Source organism: Vibrio sp. 10N.222.49.C12, assembly GCF_041475025.1.
Classification (GTDB): domain Bacteria; phylum Pseudomonadota; class Gammaproteobacteria; order Enterobacterales; family Vibrionaceae; genus Vibrio; species Vibrio crassostreae_C.
Genome location: NZ_JBFRVF010000099.1, coordinates 1 through 20382, shown reverse-complemented (window position 1 = coordinate 20382; position 20382 = coordinate 1). Strand labels below are relative to the sequence as shown.

The 20382-nt window shown below is 43.8% G+C and carries 17 protein-coding genes and 1 tRNA gene; 7 read left to right on the top strand and 11 right to left on the bottom strand.

Translation table 11 applies throughout. The annotated features are described in order from the left end of the window. Window positions 1-267: 267 nt before the first annotated feature. The 5 genes from AB4583_RS20640 to AB4583_RS20620 form a co-directional block, all read right to left on the bottom strand. Window positions 268-699 carry a hypothetical protein gene (locus AB4583_RS20640; protein ID WP_017068667.1) on the bottom strand — a complete coding sequence of 144 codons (432 nt, stop codon included), beginning with the start codon at window positions 697-699 and terminating at the stop codon, window positions 268-270. Beyond that, on the bottom strand, window positions 692-1960 hold the full coding sequence (locus AB4583_RS20635) for a tyrosine-type recombinase/integrase (protein WP_372119180.1): 1269 nt from the start codon (window positions 1958-1960) through the stop codon (window positions 692-694). The genes AB4583_RS20640 and AB4583_RS20635 overlap by 8 nt, the downstream gene beginning before the upstream one ends. A gap of 87 nt (window positions 1961-2047) precedes the next feature. Beyond that, window positions 2048-2138: transfer RNA gene (locus AB4583_RS20630), tRNA-Ser, on the bottom strand. Window positions 2139-2276: 138 nt separating this feature from the next. Further along, the gene (locus tag AB4583_RS20625) at window positions 2277-4085 is read right to left on the bottom strand and encodes a DUF3413 domain-containing protein (RefSeq protein WP_017065981.1); all 1809 of its coding nucleotides are present in this window, start codon (window positions 4083-4085) and stop codon (window positions 2277-2279) included. A gap of 28 nt (window positions 4086-4113) precedes the next feature. Beyond that, on the bottom strand, window positions 4114-4341 hold the full coding sequence (locus AB4583_RS20620) for a YejL family protein (RefSeq protein ID WP_004734063.1): 228 nt from the start codon (window positions 4339-4341) through the stop codon (window positions 4114-4116). A gap of 84 nt (window positions 4342-4425) precedes the next feature. On the opposite strand from AB4583_RS20620, the gene yejK reads away from it, so the two are divergent. The 3 genes from yejK (at window position 4426) to AB4583_RS20605 (ending at window position 8194) form a co-directional block, all read left to right on the top strand. Then, a complete protein-coding gene (yejK, locus tag AB4583_RS20615; protein ID WP_372119177.1) occupies window positions 4426-5430 on the top strand; it encodes a nucleoid-associated protein YejK in 1005 nt (334 codons plus the stop codon). A gap of 105 nt (window positions 5431-5535) precedes the next feature. Next, window positions 5536-6939 (top strand): Hpt domain-containing protein, encoded by a 1404-nt coding sequence (locus AB4583_RS20610; RefSeq protein ID WP_372119175.1) that lies wholly within the window; start codon window positions 5536-5538, stop codon window positions 6937-6939. A 76-nt stretch (window positions 6940-7015) separates the two neighbouring features. Beyond that, window positions 7016-8194: a chemotaxis protein gene (locus tag AB4583_RS20605; RefSeq protein WP_102321094.1), complete on the top strand. Its 1179-nt coding sequence runs from the start codon at window positions 7016-7018 to the stop codon at window positions 8192-8194. Window positions 8195-8298: 104 nt separating this feature from the next. On the opposite strand, the gene nhaC is transcribed toward AB4583_RS20605, so the two are convergent. After that, entirely contained in the window at window positions 8299-9735 is a 1437-nt protein-coding gene (gene nhaC / locus AB4583_RS20600) for a Na+/H+ antiporter NhaC (RefSeq protein ID WP_372083689.1), read from the bottom strand. A gap of 501 nt (window positions 9736-10236) precedes the next feature. Here nhaC and asd point away from each other — a divergent pair. Further along, window positions 10237-11355, top strand: coding sequence for an aspartate-semialdehyde dehydrogenase (gene asd, locus AB4583_RS20595; RefSeq protein ID WP_017061186.1), 1119 nt, complete (start codon window positions 10237-10239; stop codon window positions 11353-11355). A 152-nt stretch (window positions 11356-11507) separates the two neighbouring features. On the opposite strand, the gene AB4583_RS20590 is transcribed toward asd, so the two are convergent. Together AB4583_RS20590 and AB4583_RS20585 are read right to left on the bottom strand one after the other, a co-directional pair. Further along, a complete protein-coding gene (locus AB4583_RS20590; RefSeq protein ID WP_029235134.1) occupies window positions 11508-12350 on the bottom strand; it encodes an ion transporter in 843 nt (280 codons plus the stop codon). Window positions 12351-12499: 149 nt separating this feature from the next. Continuing rightward, a complete protein-coding gene (locus tag AB4583_RS20585; protein WP_372119170.1) occupies window positions 12500-13138 on the bottom strand; it encodes a YchE family NAAT transporter in 639 nt (212 codons plus the stop codon). A 638-nt stretch (window positions 13139-13776) separates the two neighbouring features. On the opposite strand from AB4583_RS20585, the gene adhE reads away from it, so the two are divergent. Beyond that, entirely contained in the window at window positions 13777-16482 is a 2706-nt protein-coding gene (gene adhE, locus AB4583_RS20580; protein ID WP_017061183.1) for a bifunctional acetaldehyde-CoA/alcohol dehydrogenase, read from the top strand. Window positions 16483-16668: 186 nt separating this feature from the next. Here adhE and AB4583_RS20575 read toward each other — a convergent pair whose 3' ends face one another. From AB4583_RS20575 to sodB, 3 genes are all read right to left on the bottom strand, one after another. Beyond that, window positions 16669-17352, bottom strand: coding sequence for an SDR family oxidoreductase (locus AB4583_RS20575; RefSeq protein ID WP_017061182.1), 684 nt, complete (start codon window positions 17350-17352; stop codon window positions 16669-16671). A 278-nt stretch (window positions 17353-17630) separates the two neighbouring features. Beyond that, on the bottom strand, window positions 17631-18134 hold the full coding sequence (locus AB4583_RS20570; protein ID WP_276202729.1) for a VC2046/SO_2500 family protein: 504 nt from the start codon (window positions 18132-18134) through the stop codon (window positions 17631-17633). A 247-nt stretch (window positions 18135-18381) separates the two neighbouring features. Further along, on the bottom strand, window positions 18382-18966 hold the full coding sequence (sodB, locus tag AB4583_RS20565) for a superoxide dismutase [Fe] (protein WP_004734050.1): 585 nt from the start codon (window positions 18964-18966) through the stop codon (window positions 18382-18384). A gap of 269 nt (window positions 18967-19235) precedes the next feature. On the opposite strand from sodB, the gene AB4583_RS20560 reads away from it, so the two are divergent. Further along, window positions 19236-19574, top strand: coding sequence for a Grx4 family monothiol glutaredoxin (locus AB4583_RS20560; protein WP_004741702.1), 339 nt, complete (start codon window positions 19236-19238; stop codon window positions 19572-19574). A 98-nt stretch (window positions 19575-19672) separates the two neighbouring features. Next, window positions 19673-20302, top strand: a complete 630-nt coding sequence (locus tag AB4583_RS20555; protein ID WP_017061180.1) for a DsbA family protein — start codon at window positions 19673-19675, stop codon at window positions 20300-20302. The last annotated feature ends 80 nt before the right edge of the window (window positions 20303-20382 follow it).

Sequence of the window (20382 nt, the reverse complement as noted above, 5' to 3'; positions counted from 1 at the left end):
TGCTTAAGGTTCTGTCTATGGTAGGTTCTTGATTTAGTTCCATTGAATTACGCAACAAAGCCAACCCAATACAGCAGGCACTTGTATGTGGGATGAAAGACGCCCTCCTAGATAATAGGGAAAACCTGAACACTGCTTCCCCCAAAAAACGGAGAATGAGTGCCGACCGAGAGTTCGATTGATAAGGTCTTCATAATAATTTAAAAGGTAAATCTCGTGAGCTCTAAGGTGTTCACGAGATTTGGTTTTTCAAAATGACATTGAGAGTCAGCGCTTTATATTAACTTGAATTTCTACTCCTGACACACGATGTACGAAAGTAAAATGCTCTTGGCTTCTAGTGCTAATAAGAACAATCCCTTTCTTTGATATAATGGTCCAATAAGGTAGAACAAAGGCATCAAAACACTCTACGTGTGACATGGGAGGAGGGCTTACGAGCCCTGCAATTTCTCTCAGTGTTTCAAAGTCACCAAACAGTGCCTGCTGTGTTTGCCAATCTATTCCTAATGCCATTAATGACATAGATGGCGTGCTTGGCTTATCTTCGAGGCGCTCAAAAAGCTGATAGAGGCAGTGGATATCTTGATAGTCATACTGTTTTGATAACGCAAGCAACGAGGTTTCATCCCCTTCAAAATAGCTTTGCTTGAACGCCTTATAAACCGTGTGCAACTCATCATAGTTGAACTTACTCATGTGAGCCTCCCAGTTGAAGTGAGAACTGGTTCACCGCACTAAGCATAAGTTTCAGTTTTGTTTGCTTACCATATCGGCCAAATGTCATTGAGGGGTGATGATGGCCAACGATATCAGCGACTGTAGACTCAGCCACTTCCTTTTGCTTAAGAACATCAATGAAAGTGTGACGGAGGGAGTACGCAGTAGGGCGTTGCCCTGCTTTCAATCCGATCTTAGATAGGAGTCTGCCGAATTGTTGGCAATATTGTTGGCTCCAGTCCTTGTTGAGACCCAGTGGCTTGTAATCGAATAGATCGGTTTTGCTATTGTTCTTACGAAGCTCAACATACTCAAGAAAGCCATGTTTGATTAGACTCTGATGAATGGGGACTTGTCGCAGAGCATAACGATTCTTGATCCGCTGTCCGTGACCTTCATCTGTTACGTTTAAGTAAGGGACTGGACCGCTAACGACCACGTCTTCTGTACGTAGCTGACACACTTCATTCGGCCTCATCCCCATGTACGTGAGCAATAAAGTAACCCAGTAGAAACCAATATCCACTTGCTGAAACTGCTCAGATGAGAAGAGTGTTGAAAGCTGACTCTCTGACCACCTTGAGCGCTGCTTATCAGCTTTTATAGACTTCTTGAAAGTCGCTTTGATATCTGCAGACACGTTTCTTTCAATCAAAGACATGGTCGCACACCAACGTATAAATTGACTCAGCGCGGCGTAGTAATCTTTACAGCTTTTTGCTGAAAGACTAGAGCTATTGAGAGTCTTAATGTACTCCATCAGTGCCATCGCAGTTATTGTTGATAAACCAGATGGCGTAGTGCTCTCAAAGAAAAAGGTAATGCGCTGTTTCAACTGATGGACAGTCAATGCACTGACCCCTTGAACCCCTTTGAACTCTAGAAAGTGTTCTAACGCTTCACTCCAATGCTTTTCTTCACTCAAACGCTTAGAAGTATGACTTATGGAAGTTATACAACCTAAATGTAAGCGATCGTCCTGCTTTTGTGATTGTAAGTTCAGGTGGTGGGACAAAATGCCTTTTAGATGCAACTGAAACTCTGAAAAGCACAGAGAGTCTTTAGTACGAAAGGCCTCTTTGACAGCACTGACAAGGCTTAAGCCAATGACTTTAGCTAGCTTAGGGTCTTTTGTTCGAAGGCTGATTTTTAGATCGAATGGGAATCCCAACGCTTTCAACTGTGCTGGAGTACAGATTCGTGCGTAATAGACACCGTGGGGAGATTTTTGTATATACATTGACTTACCTCGTTGGTTCGAAGCAAATTCAAGTCTTACAGATACAAAAAAAGCCTTTGATAATCAAAGGCTTTTTTTGATGAATAGTGGTGGAGGGATAGGGATTTGAACCCTAGAACCGCTATTAACGGTTGCCGGTTTTCAAGACCGGTGCTTTCGACCACTCAGCCATCCCTCCAGTGGCGTGAATAATATAAGGGGTGGAGGATCTTGTAAACCCTTAATTTTCATAATTTTGTTTTGTTGCTTGTTTTCTAATCATTCACGGCAATAAAAAAGGGAAGCCATTGGCTTCCCTTTGCTGTTTGCTGATTATTTAGTCATTTTTTGTGTAGAAACGCTGTAGCTCTGTCAGGCCTTGCATCAACACAGGTAAGCGAGGGCTTACGTTTTTCAGGCGCTTGTAATTTTGGTCGTACAATTTGTAGTTACCAAATTTATCCAACACCGTTGTTTGCTGGTCAGTAACAAGAGCAAGTTCACGAGAGTCGCCCGCGAGAATCCACTTTCTGTTACGTTCATTAAACAGGCTGCGACCACTACTGAAATCTGTTGGGTTCGAAGATACACCCAATAGCTCTTGCATCAGTGTTACTGACACGTCTAGATGACTAGAACGGTGGGTGTATTCAGAAGCAGACTTGCCAGGCCAGCTGATAAACAGTGGTACTTGTAACTGATAACGACTGTAGTTGGAGTTTGCACCCCAGCTGTTGGTTTTGGTTTCGTTAAACTCAGTACCGTGGTTAGAGGTAATGATAACCACCGTGTTATCGGCAAGCTCTAAGCGTTCCAGTTCAGCGTAGATAGTTGCTAGCTGAGCATCGGCCGCTGTCGCCGACTTTTGATAGTCTGCTGCAAAACGCTCTGCTGTCGTTAGCGTAGAGTCCGACTCTGAACTTGAATCGTAGCTGGCGAAGTTATCCAGTGTGGTTAATTCAATAAAGTTAAACCAAGGGCGTTTAGCTTGCGGTGATTGAATCCAGTTAGACCAAGCTTTTATGGCACTCTGGTCATCATAAGTTGCTTGCTCTGGCATCACATCACGGCCTCGGAAGATGATATCCGAGTACAGTGCATCACTAAAGTTGTCGCCACTGAAAGCAGCGAACTTGTAATCGTGATTCTCTAAAACATCGAGCAATACTGCGCTTGACCCCTGAGCTTCAATGCTGCTTGCGTAGCTGCTCGGTAGGCCGTAGAACAAGCCAAAAATACCAAACATATCGTTACTTGAACTGTAGTGGTTGGTGAAGTTGATCGACTGTTGTGCGTAGGCATAGCTGTTTGGCATCGCTGTCGCATTAAGAGCGTCAGAGCGAAGGTTGTTCACACTCACCATCAGGATATTAAGATCATCACTGCGGCGGTTGTATTGAATTTTTTCTAGCGGGTAGCTAACTAGGTTTACATTCTCTTTGTTCGCTTCTAAACGCTCAAGGTACTCTTCACGGTCTAATAGGCCATGTTTTTCCATAAAGCTTTTCGCTGTCATAGGGTAAGACAGTGGGAAGTTCGCTTTCTGGCTAGTAATTGGGTTATAGAAGTACGCATCAGCCCACATGTAGGTCAAGTGGCTGCTGATGAAACACAAGAAGAAGACGGCAGTAATCGGACGGCCAATGTGTTTATGAGACAGTTTACGCTGCTTACGCCAAACCCATTCAGATAGACCGAGTTGCAGCAAGAAGATAAGCGGCATAACAATGAAGAGGTGCTGCAAATCAGACGTGAATGCAGATTCCTCTCCACTGAATAAAACCTCCCACACGACAGGCGTCAGGTGGAGGTTTATATTTTGATACGTTTGGGTATCAATCAGTAGGACAGTTAAACCTATGGTCGCGAAGATAACGGCAACCAAACGTAATAACTTCCTCGACGGAAGAATAAAAGTGAGCGGGAACAGCACTAATAGATAGAGCGCGAACACTAAAAAGCCAAAATGACCAACCCACGATGCAGCCAAATAGAATTGGCCTAGCAAGGTTTCTGGCCAAGCAGATTGAGTAATATAACGAGTACCAATCAACATCGCAGCAATGATGTTGAAAAATGCAAACCAGTGACCCCAACCAACCAGTCGAGATACACGATCGCTATATGAGTTTGCGCTGTCTACCATTTATAATTCTTTTATCCGTCAATCAAATTTAGTGAGACTTTTTATCTTCAAGAGAAGAAATTAAAGCCTCGGCAAATTTTTCAGCAATTCCTTTGCGTTGTGAAGCAGCAACATTCTGATTTAAGACATTGGTTGCGATATTTCCAGCGATCATCAGTGAAAGTTCTGGCGAAGCTTTGTGCTTAGTTAGTACAGCACCTACTTCAGCTAGGATTTTTTCAACTTGATCATCTGTGTATTTAGATATAATCGGCATAAGGACTCTAATAATGATAGTAAAAGCGGCTTATGATAACCTACTATGCACGACAACTGAAACCTGAACGGTAATATTTTCACTATGAGCCTTCACCTTTCCAACGTAATTTTACACCAGCTGAGCAAGAACGATCAGGATGAGCTGATTGTTAACTATCGTGCTGAATCTCTAGAAAACGATGCTTCATCTGAAAGCCTAGTTGCTGAACTTCACCGTGTTTTTAATTCAAAAGCAGGCAAAGGGTTTGGTTCTTTCAAATCTGACAGCGAATTCCAGCAGTGGTTGCATCAACTTCGTGCTGGTGAGACAAACTTTTACGATTTTTCTCAAAAGAGTGCGCAACGTCTAAAAGACGAACTATCAAAGTACCCATTCGCTGACGAAGGTATCTTGGTAATGGCTGAATATCAGTCACTTGCAACAGATTATCTTTTCATTGGTTTATTACCTTCAAACCAAAGCCTAAAGGTAACTGAAGGGCTTGATATTAGTGCGACTGACTACCTTGATATCTCAAAAATGGATATCGCGGCTCGTCTAGACCTTTCAACTTATGAGACTGATAAAGAATCAAACCGTTACTTAACTTACATTAAAGGACGTGTTGGCCGTAAAGTCGCGGATTTCTTCTTAGATTTCTTACAAGCTGAAGTTGGTTTGGATGCGAAACAGCAGAACCAAGTACTGATGCAAGCGGTAGAAGACTTCGTTTCTTACTCTAAATTAGAGAAAGAAGAAGCGATCAGCTACAAAAAGCAGGTTGCGGATTACTGTAACGAGCAGCTTAAAGCGGGCGATGAAGTACAAGTTCGTGAACTTTCTGGTGAGTTGCCAGCAAGCACAGATGGCACAAGCTTCTTTGACTATACTAGTGAGCAAGGCTACGAGTTAGAAGACAGCTTCCCAGCCGATCGCGCAACTATGCGTAAACTAACAAAATTTGTTGGTGCTGGTGGCGGTTTGAATGTTAGTTTTGATAGTCTGCTTCTAGGCGAACGTATCTTTTACGATCCGGAGACAGACACGCTAACGATTAAAGGCACTCCACCGAACTTACGTGACCAACTGACTCGCAATAAGTCATAGTCCGAAGTTAACGGATAAAAGCGGCAGCAGGACGTTGTCGCTTATTTTGTGCTTAATCTTTTAGCTACGGTCATGGCTTCAAGTTAACACGCACAAGGAATATAGATGGAACAATCAGTAGCAAAGCCCAAACGCTTTAAAAAACCAGCCACCTTTTTGGTTGTGCTCTTGGCTCTGTGGTTACTTCCTTCATTGGCTCTTCTTAATCTAAGCCGTTCCTACACCAATTCTCTAGCTCAAATCGAAGAGCTCGGTATTCGAGTCAACGAATTGAGGCAATCGCTTTATTTCTCAGAACCGCTTCGAGTCTCTCGTATCAATGATCTCGCACTCGATGCTCAGTTGGTTTATTCGATCCGACTGCAGATTGAATCTGATTTCCAACACGCCTTGTTTCGTCCTGATGTCAACCAACTGTTGTACGTAGCTGATCAGTTCCTAGAAAAGTTCGATGAGTTCATTCCAATAGAAAGCCAAGTTCAAGACATCGTTGACAATATTAAGATACAGCGCGCTGATAAAGAGCTTTCCCCTAAACTAAAACCGCTACTCAATGAATTCGGCGTTGTTGTCTTTGAAGCAATGTATTCTGACAATCAAAGCTCGTCAGCGACTTATCGTGCGTTTGATTCCATTCTAGAAAAATCATATTCATTAAAAACTGAAGAGCAAGACGCACTGCAACAGTTATTGGCTGATGCCTCAGCGTTGTTGAGTGATTACGCTCAGCTCAATTATTTAGTCGATAAAATCAAGAAAAACTCGGTGAACGAACAGATCATTAAACTTGAAGCTGAGTTCCATGACCGTCAGTTTAACCTATTGCTAGTGATGCTAGGCTTAAGCTTGGTGGCGATGAGCGGGATAGTGTTTTGGGGCGTTAGGTCCACAAAAACGATGAAAGAAGCAGACCAAGAACTCAGCTCTGAACTAGAAATTAATTCAAGTAAGGAATACGCTTCTTATAGCGATGTTGTTTCCTCAGCAGTGAAACAAGCAGATAGTGACGCTTATGTATCCGAGAACAGGCCAACGCGCCAGTCTTCCGACTCTCAACCTCCGCAGAGCGTTAACGTTACAAGCCAACCCGTTGTACCGCAATACTCTATTCAGCAAGTCCCTGAACAGGCGCCAGTAGTAGAGAAACACGTTGCCAGTGTCACAGATTCAAAGCCTGCGATTGATATCGAAGACATGTTAGAAACGCTCGATGGTGATGCTGAGTCTGTCGAACTCTTGCTTGGTGTGTTTGTACAAGACCACGCAGGTGACTACGAGAAGTTTAAGTCTTTGTTGACCAAAGATGAAACCTCCGCGGCTCGCATTGTACATAGCTTAAAAGGCGTGGCTGGCAGTATTAAAGCGTCTCGGTTAGCCATCATTGCCGCAACCATTGAAATGACAATGAAGCAGTCCAGAGCGATCAGTGAACATGATTTAGCTGAACTAGAGCAGGCTATAAAAGCCTCTGTGGATTCTGCTCATGAATATTTAGACAGTCAGCGTTAACTTTTACAGGATTTTTGACAATACTCTGACGAAGCGCTCATACAATCAGCGCCCTTAGTCTTTGTCAGAGGTTTATATGTTACGAGTTTCGAGTCGAAGTTGGATGGTGTTGGTGCTTAGCATTGTGCTAAGTGGTTGTTCTCTCTTAGAAGTTAAGTTAGATAGTCAAACGACGCCTCTCACTCAACAAGAGTTAAATGCTCGGCTCATGACGCGTGAATACGCCAAGATGTTTTTTACACGAGTAGAAGACTCGGCTGATTTAATCGCGCAATTTTATCCTGCTGATGACACTTTACATCAATCTTATGTGTTGCTTTGGAAGATCCATGCAGAGCAGGGATTACAACAAGCGGCTTACCAAACTTCCCCAATGTCTGCGTTAATTGACTCGTGGGTTTTCACTGCCCAAATGAATCAGTTTTATAGCCAAGGCGATGGCGCGGACCTATTCGCGACGGATGATGCGGTAGAGGCTGCTCGTTTTCTTGACCAAGAAGCAGAGAAATTGGCAAAGGGTGTATTGAACTCCAGTGATTTCAAAAAAAGCAAAGCGTTCGTTGCTCAGTTTGCCGCTAGCCACCCATTTAAAGATCTCACATTCAGAAGCACACCTGCTTACCGTGAATGGCTAAATTACCTTGGTAAAGACGAATCGCAAATCGTTCAGAGCTTAGGCACCATGCCAGAAGCAATGAGTGACGCATCTGATCGTTTAAGCCTTATGGCTGACCAGACACCAAAACTGATGTCGTGGAAGGCGGAGTTGGTTGCATTGAATAGCTCACTAACGGGTGAAGACCTATCGATGACGCTGGAAAGCCTTCGTCAAACATCAGCAAGCATGCAAGACTTCATTGAGAACAATCCGGAGTACATGCAAACACTGGCTTCTATTATGTCGACAGAAATGCAACCATTGCTCAACGACCTCAGTGATAAAACCGACCAAAAATTAGCGATGCTGAGTGATGAACGTGTGGCATTAGAAAAAATGGTGACACGTGAGAGAGAAGCTCTAGTAGAGATGATTGCGAAAGAGCGCATCGAGATTGCCGGCATTGTGACTTCAGAAAGAGAACTGTTCACGCAAGACCTTGATCGCGTCTCTCAAGAGGTGGTGGTACTGGCGATTGATAAGCTAATGGAGTTAATCAAAGGTGTGATTATCTACTTCATCCTGTTTATCTTAGTAGTGTTCTTTGCACCGTTAGGCATCGGTTACTGGTTGGGTAAACGAACCGCCAATAAATAGATAAATAAGTAAATCAGCAGATCAAAAAAGAGCGCTCTAGGGCGCTCTTTTTGCATTTATCCATTAACGTTTTGAGTTACGTTCGAAAGCGTTAGCTCCTGAACTTAAGCTTGTTGCTTGCTTAACTCGGTCGCTTCTTCAGCTTCAAACGCTGGTGCTGTTGGTTCACACTTATCAACGAACCAACCAATGTAAGATGTCACGATAGTCACGATGATACAGATGAAGCTTAACCACATGAAGGGTGCGTAAGACAGCGTCGCAACACCAAGAATACTCGCCATGTAGATACCGTTATCACTCCAGGGAACCATACCCGACGTTAGCGTGCCACCAAACTCAGCATTACGCGATAGGTTCTTACGTTTGTAGCCTAAACGGTCGTAGTTTTTCGCACAGATTTTTGGTGTAAGGATTAACGATACGTACATTGCAGAACCGAATACGTTACCCATGAAAGCCGTACCAATTGTGCTAGTCGCTAGTGAACCTGCGCTGTTTACGCGGCGCTCAAACACCTTAGCGATTGTCTCTAGTACGCCCACTTTATCCAGTAAGCCACCAAAACCTAGACCAAATACGATAACCGCAACTGAACCCAGCATTGAAGACATGCCGCCACGGTTAAGAATCGAATCAATAAACTCTACGCCAGATGAGATTGAGAACGGTGCCCAAGCCGTGTTGAATGCCGTTAGGAAGTCGATATCTTGGATCATGACTGCCCAGATAATACCCAGCAGAGAACCAAAACTGATGACCGGGAATGAAGGCATACGGAAAGCCAACAGACCAAGCACGATAAGTACCGGAACGAATGAGTAAGGCGTGATGTAGAACTGAACTTCCATTGCTTTGATTACAGAGTCTACTTGGCTCATGTCAACGTTGCCCGCGTAGTGGAAACCAAACGCAGTAAACATGATGCCTGTAATCACGTAGCTGATTAACGCAACTGGAAGCATGCCCTTGATGTGTTCAACCACTTCAACACCAGACATTGAAGAAGCCAGAATCACTGAATCAGAAAGAGGAGACATCTTGTCACCGAAGTAACAGCCTGACAGCACGGCACCTGCAGTAATCGGTGCTGGAACACCTAGGCCTTGGCCGATACCCATCATCGCGATACCTGCTGTACCCGCAGCACCCCAAGAAGTACCGGTCGCCAATGCAGTTAGAGAACAGATGATCATGGTCGCTAAAAGGAAGATAGAAGGGTGGATAGCTTTCAGACCATAGTAAATGATAGTAGGTACGATCCCGCCTGAGATCCAAGTACCAACAAGAGCGCCAACGGCTAAAAGTATTAAAACCGCGCCTAAGCCATTGGATATTCCTTTGAGTGCTGCTTTTTCTAAGTCTTTGTATTGGTGTCCAAGACGAATACCAAGAACCATGATAATGAACCAGCCAATATACAAGGCAAGTTGAATTGGAAGGTCAAGCTTTGCAGTAAAGGAAAAAGCAAGGGATAGAAATAGTCCTAACGCGATGAATACCTGCAATAGGTTCGGTAGGCGAGTTTTACTCTGCTTCATAAAAGCCTCTTGTGATTTCGAGCATTTATAGTGCTTCGTTATAGTGTGTGGTGCAAAACGGACACTACAGTAATTAGTTTATTATATCGAAAAAAATACGCCCAAGTTGTGATATTTGACTGTTAACTCAATCAATTGTGGTTTCATAATCTAAATTTTTGTTACATTCATGATTGTTACATGTTGAAATCTGTCGCACGTTGTTTTCGTTTTGTAAAATAAAACTCTGATTAACCTTGGTTTAAAAGAGGGATTTACTGTTTGTGATGAGCGTCGATTGAATCGACTTTGGCGATGTAAATGTTTGAATTTGACGATAATGGACGCTTAATCAATGAGGTGGAGATGGAATGTCGATACAGAGATAACTGCACGATTCATTACGTTCACTTAAAAGAAACGAAAAAGTTACACTTTTTGACAAAAAGCACTTGAGTTCTGTTTCTGAAAAACTTATAGATGGGGGAGAGCAATTTTTAATTTATACATGGAGAGTGAGCGATGAGAGTAGGTCTAGTTGGTTGGCGCGGTATGGTTGGTTCTGTACTGATGCAACGTATGGTTGAAGAGAAAGACTTCGACTTGATTGAGCCTGTTTATTACAGCACATCTCAGATTGGTATTCCTGCCCCTGTTTTAGGTGGTAAAGATGCGGGTCTACTTCAAGACGCTTTTGATATTGATAGCCTAAAACAGCTTGATGCTGTGATTACCTGTCAAGGCGGCGATTACACATCAAAAGTATACCCAGCACTGCGTCAAGCAGGTTGGAAAGGTTACTGGATTGATGCAGCATCTACTCTGCGTATGGATGCTGATTCAATCATCACTCTTGATCCTGTTAACTTGGCTCAAATCCAGCAAGGCATTCACAGCGGCACCAACACGTTCGTTGGCGGTAACTGTACTGTGAGCTTAATGCTTATGGCTCTAGGTGGTCTGTACGAGAAAGGCATGGTTGAGTGGATGAGTGCCATGACTTACCAAGCAGCTTCTGGTGCGGGTGCTAAGAACATGCGTGAGCTGATCTCACAAATGGGTGTGATCAACGACAGCGTAAGTTCTGAGTTAGCAAACCCTTCAAGCTCAATTCTTGATATCGATAAGAAAGTGGCTGATACGATTCGTTCATCTTCATTCCCAACAGACCAATTTGGTGCTCCGCTTGCAGGCTCACTGATTCCTTGGATCGATGTGAAGCGTGAAAACGGTCAGAGTAAAGAAGAGTGGAAAGCCGGTGTTGAAGCGAACAAGATTCTTGGTCTAGATGGTCAGCCAATCCCAATTGATGGTACTTGTGTACGAATCGGTGCAATGCGTTGTCACGCTCAAGCACTAACGATCAAGCTTAAGCAAGACGTGCCAATGGACGAGATCGAAGAGATCATCGCAACGCACAATGATTGGGTTAAAGTGATTCCTAATGACCGCGACATCACGGCACAGGAGCTAACACCAGCGAAAGTAACAGGCACAATGTCTGTACCTGTCGGTCGTCTGCGTAAGATGTCGATGGGTAACGACTTCCTAAACGCTTTCACGGTTGGTGACCAACTACTTTGGGGTGCTGCAGAACCACTACGTCGTACTCTACGCATTATCCTTGCTGAGAAATCGTAATAGGCAAGATTGCTTAAATTCTATTAGCTGATAAACCGAAAGGGTTGACGACAAACGTCAACCCTTTTTAGTTTATTGCTACCTCGTTATTCGGCCCTCGAAACTGCCCTTAAATCTCTTCGCATCTCGCTACTCGAATCTCGTGTCTGCTTTTATTTCTCGTCGGTGACGACACGCTTGTCTGGATCCGCTAATTCGCTAGCACAGTGCTTGCAATACATGGCGTCTGAATCATGACCCGCTCGGTTACAATTCGGGCACTTAACCAACTCTTTGTGCGAGTTCATCTCATTACTGAGTTCTGCAGTAATGATCCCGGTTGGCACTGCTAAGATAGAGTAACCCAATAGCATGGTCAGTGATGCTATGGCTTTACCAAGCGCGGTCTGCGGCACCATGTCACCATAACCTACCGTAGTGATAGTCACGATGGCCCAATAGATACTGTGAGGAATACTGGTGAAGCCATTGTCAGGACCTTCAATAACAAAGATCAAGGCGCCAAAGATAACCACCAAGATGCCGACGGTGCTAAAGAAGATCAGTATCTTTCGTCGTGCCATTAATAGTGAGCGCAACAGAATATTGGAATCTTGCAGGTAGCGAACCAGCTTTAGGATTCGGAAGATACGCATCACACGCAGCAGTCTCACCACACCCATAAATGAAGCGCCTGGGAAGATGATTGCTAGGTAGGTCGGAAGAATCGCCAATAGGTCAACGACACCATAAAAGCTGGTGGCGTAAGATTTTGGCTTTGGGGAGCAATAGAGCCTTAACAAATACTCAAGAGTGAAGAGTGCAGTGAAGGTGTATTCGATATAACGCAGCTGTTGTGACCATTCGGTCATCACATTAGGGATGGATTCTAAGATCAGAACCAACAGCGAAGCCAAGATTGCAACGATCAGAGTTATATCAAATGCACGTCCGGCTGGCGTGTGAGTACCAAAGATAATGACGTACAAATGATGCTTGAGTGGCTTGCGTGACATAAGGAGAGGTTCGTATTCTGTTAAATGCATTAACAGTCATTATACAAGCTTCATAATAACGAGGCGAGTGAAAGCCCAATTGCTTTACTCGTCTTATCTATATTTCAATATTGTTGCCCTTTATAGAGCAACCGAAATGCCGTTAAACGTTATGCCAAACCTGGGAACAGATTGCGTAGACCATTGGCGATGAACTCGATGCCCAATGCGCCAAGAATCAGGCCCATGATACGAGTGATCACGTTGATACCCGTTTGACCTAAAAAGCGAACGATAACCGGCGCTGAACGGAACAAAAGCCAAGAGCATGTTGCGAATGCGATGATACTAATGCCGATGCCGACCGTATCAATAGCAGCAGGGTAGCGAGACCCGTAAACAATGGTCGAGCTGATAGCACCTGGGCCTGCCATTAGCGGCATAGCCAGTGGAACAACACCGATTTGCTCTTTGCTGATGTATTCAGATTTTTCTTGTTTGTTCTGCTTATCTTCACCGAGCTTACCGCTCATCATCGAAAATGCGATGCTCAGTAATAGTAAACCACCTGCAACACGGAATGAGTCCAGCGAGATACTAAACATATCAAGCAGCATTTGCCCCCCAACAAGAGAGACAATGAGGATCACGGCAACAGCAATGTTTGCTTGTAAGGCTGTCCTGTTCCTCTCTTCTGGCGGCATATGAGCAGTAAGAGAAACAAAAACAGGCATGATGCCGATTGGGTTTACGGCAGCAACAAGCCCAAGGAAGAATTGCATAAAAATTGCGAGTTCTAAGCCTTGCATGAGAGCGATCTCCAGTTAGCGTACTTAAGGTTGAAGGGTTGATCTGTGAATAGTTTAGGCGCGTAATGTAAGGGACAAACTCGATTTACGCGAATGAAAAAAACTAACTTGAAATGGGTGATTCTTTTTAGAAAAACTAATTGAATCTCACTTTTGTTTTAAGCCTGTTGCAAGCTAGTTGGTAGTGTTTAATTTTGTAATTTATTATTGAGTAACTGTTAACCGACGCACGAAATTAATAAAAATTATGTCAGAATCTAGCCCGTACAACGGTATGGATATACTCTCAGTAGCACGAATATAGCTGTATACATGTAATTTAACGGACTAAAAATGAAACTTTTTTACAGTTTATTACGCTATGTAGAAAAAAGTTGTCTGTTTGCTTGTTTTTTGCGCGAACGAAAAGTGTGAGTTTAATCCATATAAATCATGCTCTTAAGTTCATTTTTGCGATTGCCTTACTACTTTCTGGTTAATTCTTTTTGGGTAACTGATCTGGGTCAATTTTTTTCACACAGTGAAATAATATACTCAGCCCTGAAAGCAATTTACTAAGAACGCTGGTGTTTAAGGTTAACGGCAAGCAGCGAATTTAATAAAAAGTTTTTAATATTTATTATTTTAGGAGATCCACCATGCCTGTAACTAACTTAGCGGAACTTGATGCTCTAGTAGCTCGCGTTAAAGCAGCACAAGAAGAGTTTGCAACATTCTCTCAAGAGAAAGTAGACGCAATCTTCCGCGCAGCTTCTCTTGCTGCTAACCACGCTCGTATTCCACTTGCTCAACAAGCAGTTGCTGAATCTGGAATGGGTATTGTTGAAGATAAGGTTATCAAAAACCACTTTGCATCTGAATTTATCTACAACAAATACAAAGACGAAAAAACATGTGGCATCTTAGAAGAAGATGACAATCTAGGCACAATGACTATCGCTGAGCCTGTAGGTATCATCTGTGGTATCGTTCCAACAACGAACCCAACTTCTACAGCAATCTTCAAATCTCTAATTTCTCTTAAGACACGTAACGGCATCATCTTCTCGCCACACCCACGTGCAAAGAACTCAACTAACGACGCAGCGAAACTAGTTCTAGACGCAGCTGTTGCAGCGGGTGCTCCAAGAGACATCATCGGTTGGATCGACCAACCATCTGTAGAGCTTTCTAACGCGCTTATGAAGCACGACGGTATCGCACTTATCCTTGCTACTGGTGGTCCAGGCATGGTTAAAGCAGCATACTCTTCAGGTAAGCCTGCTATCGGTGTTGGTGCTGGTAACGTTCCTGTCGTTATCGATGAAACAGCTGACATCAAACGTGCTGTAGCATCTATCCTTATGTCTAAGACTTTCGATAACGGCGTAGTATGTGCTTCTGAGCAAGCTGCAATCGTAGTTAGCGAAGTATATGACGAAGTTAAAGAGCGTTTCGCTTCTCACAAAGCTCACGTTCTATCTAAAGCTGACGCTGATAAAGTACGTAAAGTTCTGCTTATCGACGGCAACCTAAACGCTAAAATCGTAGGTCAACCTGCTCCAGCAATCGCTGAAATGGCTGGTGTTAAAGTTCCTGCTGATACAAAAGTACTTGTAGGTGAAGGTCTTGGTAAAGTTTCTTACGATGACGAATTCGCTCACGAGAAACTATCTCCAACTCTAGGTCTATTCCGCGCAGATGACTTCGAAGACGCAGTTGCTCAAGCGGTAACTATGGTTGAAATCGGTGGTATCGGTCACACATCTGGTCTTTACACTAACCAAGATACTAACGCAGACCGCATCCGTTACTTCGGTGACAAGATGAAGACTGCTCGTATCCTAATCAACATCCCGACTACTCACGGTGGTATCGGTGACCTGTACAACTTCAACGTTGCACCTTCTCTAACTCTAGGTTGTGGTTCATGGGGTGGTAACTCTATCTCTGAGAACGTAGGTCCTAAGCACCTTATCAACAAGAAAACTGTAGCGAAGCGAGCTGAAAACATGTTGTGGCACAAACTACCTAAGTCTATCTACTTCCGTCGTGGTAGCCTTCCAATCGCAATGAGCGACCTAGAAGGTAAGAAACGCGCATTCCTAGTAACTGACCGTTTCCTATTCAACAACGGTTACGCAGATGACGTAGTTAGCTTGCTTAAAGCACAAGGCATCGAAGTTCAAACTTTCTTCGACGTAGAAGCGGATCCAACGCTATCTGTTGTTGAGAAAGGCGCTGAAGCAATGAAGAGCTTCCAACCTGACGTAATCCTTGCTCTAGGTGGCGGTTCTCCAATGGATGCTGCTAAGATCATGTGGGTTATGTACGAGCACCCAGAAACTCACTTCGAAGAACTAGCAATGCGCTTTATGGACATCCGTAAACGTATCTACAAGTTCCCTAAAATGGGTCAAAAAGCTGAGCTTGTATGTATCACTACAACTTCAGGTACAGGTTCAGAGGTTACTCCATTCGCTGTTGTTACTGACGACAAGACTGGTGCTAAATACCCACTAGCTGATTACGAAATCACGCCAAACATGGCTATCGTTGATGCGAACCTAGTAATGAACATGCCTAAGTCTCTAACAGCGTTCGGTGGTTACGATGCAGTAACTCACGCTCTTGAAGCTTACGTATCTGTTCTAGCGAACGAGTACTCAGACGGTCAAGCTCTTCAAGCTCTTAAGATGCTTAAAGAATACCTACCATCAAGCTACAAAAATGGTGCGGCTGACCCAATAGCTCGTGAGAAAGTACACAACGCAGCAACTATCGCTGGTGTAGCATTTGCGAACGCATTCCTAGGTGTGTGTCACTCAATGGCTCACAAAATTGGTGCTGAGTTCCACCTACCACACGGTCTTGCTAACGCACTACTTATCTCAAACGTTGTACGTTACAACGCGAACGATAACCCAACTAAGCAGACTGCATTCTCTCAGTACGACCGTCCACAAGCACGTCGTCGTTACGCTGAAGTTGCTGACCACCTAGGCCTAAGCCAAGCTGGTGACCGTACAGCTCAGAAGATTGAACGTCTACTGACTTGGTTAGAAGAGCTTAAAGTTGACCTAGACATCCCACTATCTATCCAAGCTGCGGGTGTTAACGAGTCTGACTTCATCGCTAAACTAGACGAGCTAGCTGTTGAAGCGTTCGATGACCAGTGTACAGGTGCTAACCCACGTTACCCTCTAATCACTGAGCTAAAAGAAGTTCTAACAACTTCTTACTTCGGCCAACCATACGTTGAAGGCGAAACTTTCGAAGGTACTACAGTTATCCTTAAGAAAGCAGACCAAAAGCCAGCTGAAGCGAAAGCGCCAAAAGCTAAAAAAGAAAAAGCTAACGCATAATAAGTAAGCATTAGTTTTGAGATAAGTTTTCGCTAGCACGATACTTATCTATCGGGAAAAGATGAAAGCCCCAGTCGAGAGACTGGGGCTTTTTTTATGTTTGGTTCGTTTGTAAAACGGATTGAGAGGCAATAGCTCTGCTACTTAATATGAGCTGAGCCAGTCATGTTCAATTGGAATAGGGAGTTAAACCTCTGCCGCGACAACTCGCCCACTGAAGTAGTCATTCGAGACAATGTATTCGGTTGTTCTGGTCAGCTCGTCTTGCAGCTGCGCCCAGTGACATCGGTTGAGCTTGCCATCGGAGTTATGAACGGCGGGAACAACGCCACCGACTCGAATGCCAAAGGGAGTCAGCTCTTTCGCCCAACTATGGGTAAAGCCAGTGATCATTGAGTTTGCGCTCTCTAAGCCAGACACATCGTGAAAGTCATCATGAGATATCACATTCACAATCACGCCTTCCTTATCTTCCTCTCGCAATCTCTCAGCACTGATTTGCCCAAATGCGAACAGGGTCGATGCCATCGATGAGAGATCATTAATAAAGCTACTCACAGGCTGATCGCCAATTAGGCTAGGCATTGGGGAGCTTATCCAGTTATTGACCAGCACATCGGGTGTCGTGTTGAAGGTGGTTTGAATAAAATCATATACGCTGAGAATCGCTTGGCTGTCATTGCCTTTGAGCGTGTAGTGGTAAACAGAGTCAGAAAACCGGGCACACTGTAGATACGTCGCTTTAAGTGCTTCCGTGTCTTTATCACAAAGGATGACGGTGGCTCCAAGGTTAACAAAGTGGTTCGCAATCGCCCCCCCCAGTCGCGAGCCGGCAGATGTCACCAATATGATTGAGCTTTTTATTTCCATCCCAGTACCTAAACAAATCGTCCATGTCGGATAAGGATGGGTTAAAATTTATACAACGGGTGTGAATTGGTTCAAACTAAGGTGTGCCAATTAATAAGTTTTTATGAACTTAGTGGCACGTCACATTTTGTAGTAACTTCAAGCGGTAACCGACATCAGGTGTTTTTAGGTTGCCTAAGGCTAGTGGTTCATATCATTCGTGTGAATACTTTGAAGTGTGCGAGTTAGTCGAAGAAGAGCTATGGATAGACAGCGAAAAAGGGAAAGGTAGGTGATCGCTATACTTGAGCTTGAATTTGATACCGACGTTGCGCGGTGGTTAGCTCATTGTAGAGCGTGGCATGTGGCAAATCAGGTAAATGCTTGTTTGCGAGTTTGCGTCGGTCATGACCAGAAAGGTTTTGGTAAACCTCTTCGGGTAAGTCAGCTGTATCTTCAGGCATGAAGGCAAGCGCTTCAGGTTTCAAGTAATGGCTGAGTTTGGCGCTGGCAAGGCTAGCTTGATGAAAATGATTAGATTGCTGAGCTGAAATCTCATATGAAGACTGGTTTGAACGCAGTTGTTGAGGTTCTGCTACGCCAAATTGTTTGCGCAGGCGATCTTCATTTGTCTCTGTGATTTCAATGGTGTCAATTGGCGTGCAATCACGGACATCATTAGAAAACATAGATAACAGCAACGCGAAATCTGCACGGCGACCTTGCTCAACCGCTTGGCTGATCCCGATGCCGAACTTCAGTTCGTTGATGATTCCTGCTTTGTCTAAAGTATGTATTTGCATGTCGCCTCTCATTGGATACACCTTTAACGGCATGGAGTCGGCAAACTTTAGTGTTTAATTACAGGCAAATAGAGAATTTATGTAGGGTTGGGAAGAAGGCTATCAATAGTTCGAGAAGTAAGCGCTATTGGCGGGTTTATTACGAAATGTTTAGATTTTGTGGAACACGACAGATACAAAAAAGCTCACGCCGAGGCATGAGCTTTCAATAGATAACTCGCTATAAATAGCGCAGCGTAAGCAATAATTACTTAGCTAGGTTCTCTTCTACGAAAGACCAGTTTACTAGGTTCCAGAATGCAGCCATGTAGTCAGGGCGAACATTGCGGAAATCGATGTAGTAAGCGTGTTCCCATAGGTCAACAGTTAGAAGTGGAGTAACACCTTCTTCTGTTAGAGGAGTAGCAGCGTTAGAAGTGTTAACGATGTCTAGAGAACCGTCAGCTTTCTTAACTAACCAAGTCCAAGAAGAACCGAAGTTGTTGATTGCTGAATCAGTGAATTTCGCTTTGAATTCTTCGAAAGAACCGAATGCAGCGTTGATAGCTTCTGCAACAGCGCCAGTTGGTTCGCCGCCTGCTTTAGGAGCAAGACAGTGCCAGTAGAACGTGTGGTTCCAGATTTGAGCAGCGTTATTGAAAACACCACCAGTAGAAGTCTTAACGATCTCTTCTAGTGTTTTGCCTTCAAACTCAGTACCTGGGATAAGGCCGTTTAGCTTAACAACGTAAGTGTTGTGGTGCTTACCGTGGTGGAAATCTAGCGTTTCTGCTGAGATGTGTGGTTCTAGCGCGTCTTTCGCGTAAGGAAGAGCCGGTAGTTCAAATGCCATTGCTCAATTCTCCATTGATATGAAAGAGTTAACTCTTTCGATTGCTTCCAGTGATATTATTATTCATGGCTCGCTATACTGCCAACCATGGTCAATTTGCTGACTTGCGATATAGTTTAGCAAGTTTTTACTTTATTAAAAGCTTATTTCATTACTTTTGTGTGAATTGTTAGCTTAGCTTGTTAACCGCTTTTTTTATATGGTTTTTATTCTTTTAGTTTGGGGTAGAATAAAGGCAATAAAAGCCGTAATCCATTAACGAGGAAGCAATGGAAACTATCGATAAAATCAAACAGCAAATTGAAGAAAACACTATTCTACTGTACATGAAAGGTTCTCCTAAGCTACCTAGCTGTGGTTTCTCTTCTCAAGCGTCTCAAGCTCTAATGGCATGTGGCGAAAAATTTGCTTACGTAGATATCCTACAAAACCCTGATATCCGTGCAGAGCTTCCTGCTTACGCACAGTGGCCAACTTTCCCACAACTTTGGGTTGAAGGTGAGCTAATCGGTGGTTGTGACATCATTCTTGAGATGTTCCAAAAAGGCGAACTTCAGCCAATCATCAAAGAAGCAGCGGCTAAAGTTGCTGGCGATGACGCTGAATAAGTTCTAGCCTTTGCGCTGAATAGTTAAAATGAGGGGCCTTAATCAGGCTCCTTTTTTGTTTGAATTGATCGAATCATTGACTCGATAAGGAATGAACAATGAACGTAAAACTTCATTATGTGCATGATCCAATGTGCAGCTGGTGTTGGGGTTACAAGCCAACACTTGAGTTATTGAAACAACAATTGCCTGCGAGCATTGAGTTTAACTATGTAGTGGGTGGTTTGGCCCCGGATTCTGATGAGCCAATGTCAGAAGAGATGAAAGGCAAGCTGCAAGCGATTTGGAAGCAGATCGAAGCTAAGTTGGGTACTGAGTTTAACCATGATTTTTGGACAGAGTGCCAACCTGTTCGCAGTACTTACCCTGCGTGCCGTGCCGTGATTGCTGCAGGTTTTCAAGACCACTACGAAGCGATGCTTGAAGCGATTCAACATGCTTACTACCTTCGTGCGATGTTGCCACATAGCCAAGACACACATTTGCAGTTGGCTGAAGAGCTAGGTATGAATGTTCAACAGTTTGAAAATGACCTTTCTAGCAAGTTATTGGAAAGTGAGTTAGATGACCAGCTAGGCTTTAAAGAAGCGATGGGTGTATTTTCTTACCCGACCTTAATGCTTGAAGTGAACGGCATCTTTAGTGAAGTTGAATTGGATTATCATTCAACGGAAGCGACGCTTAAGTCTATTCGCGAAATTTTAGTGAGTAATGCTCCCGCTGCGTAATTCAGCGAGAGTCATCTGTATTCGCAATGATTTCTAAGGCTTACTCATCAGAGTATGCCTTTTTTGTTGTGCGCCGAGCA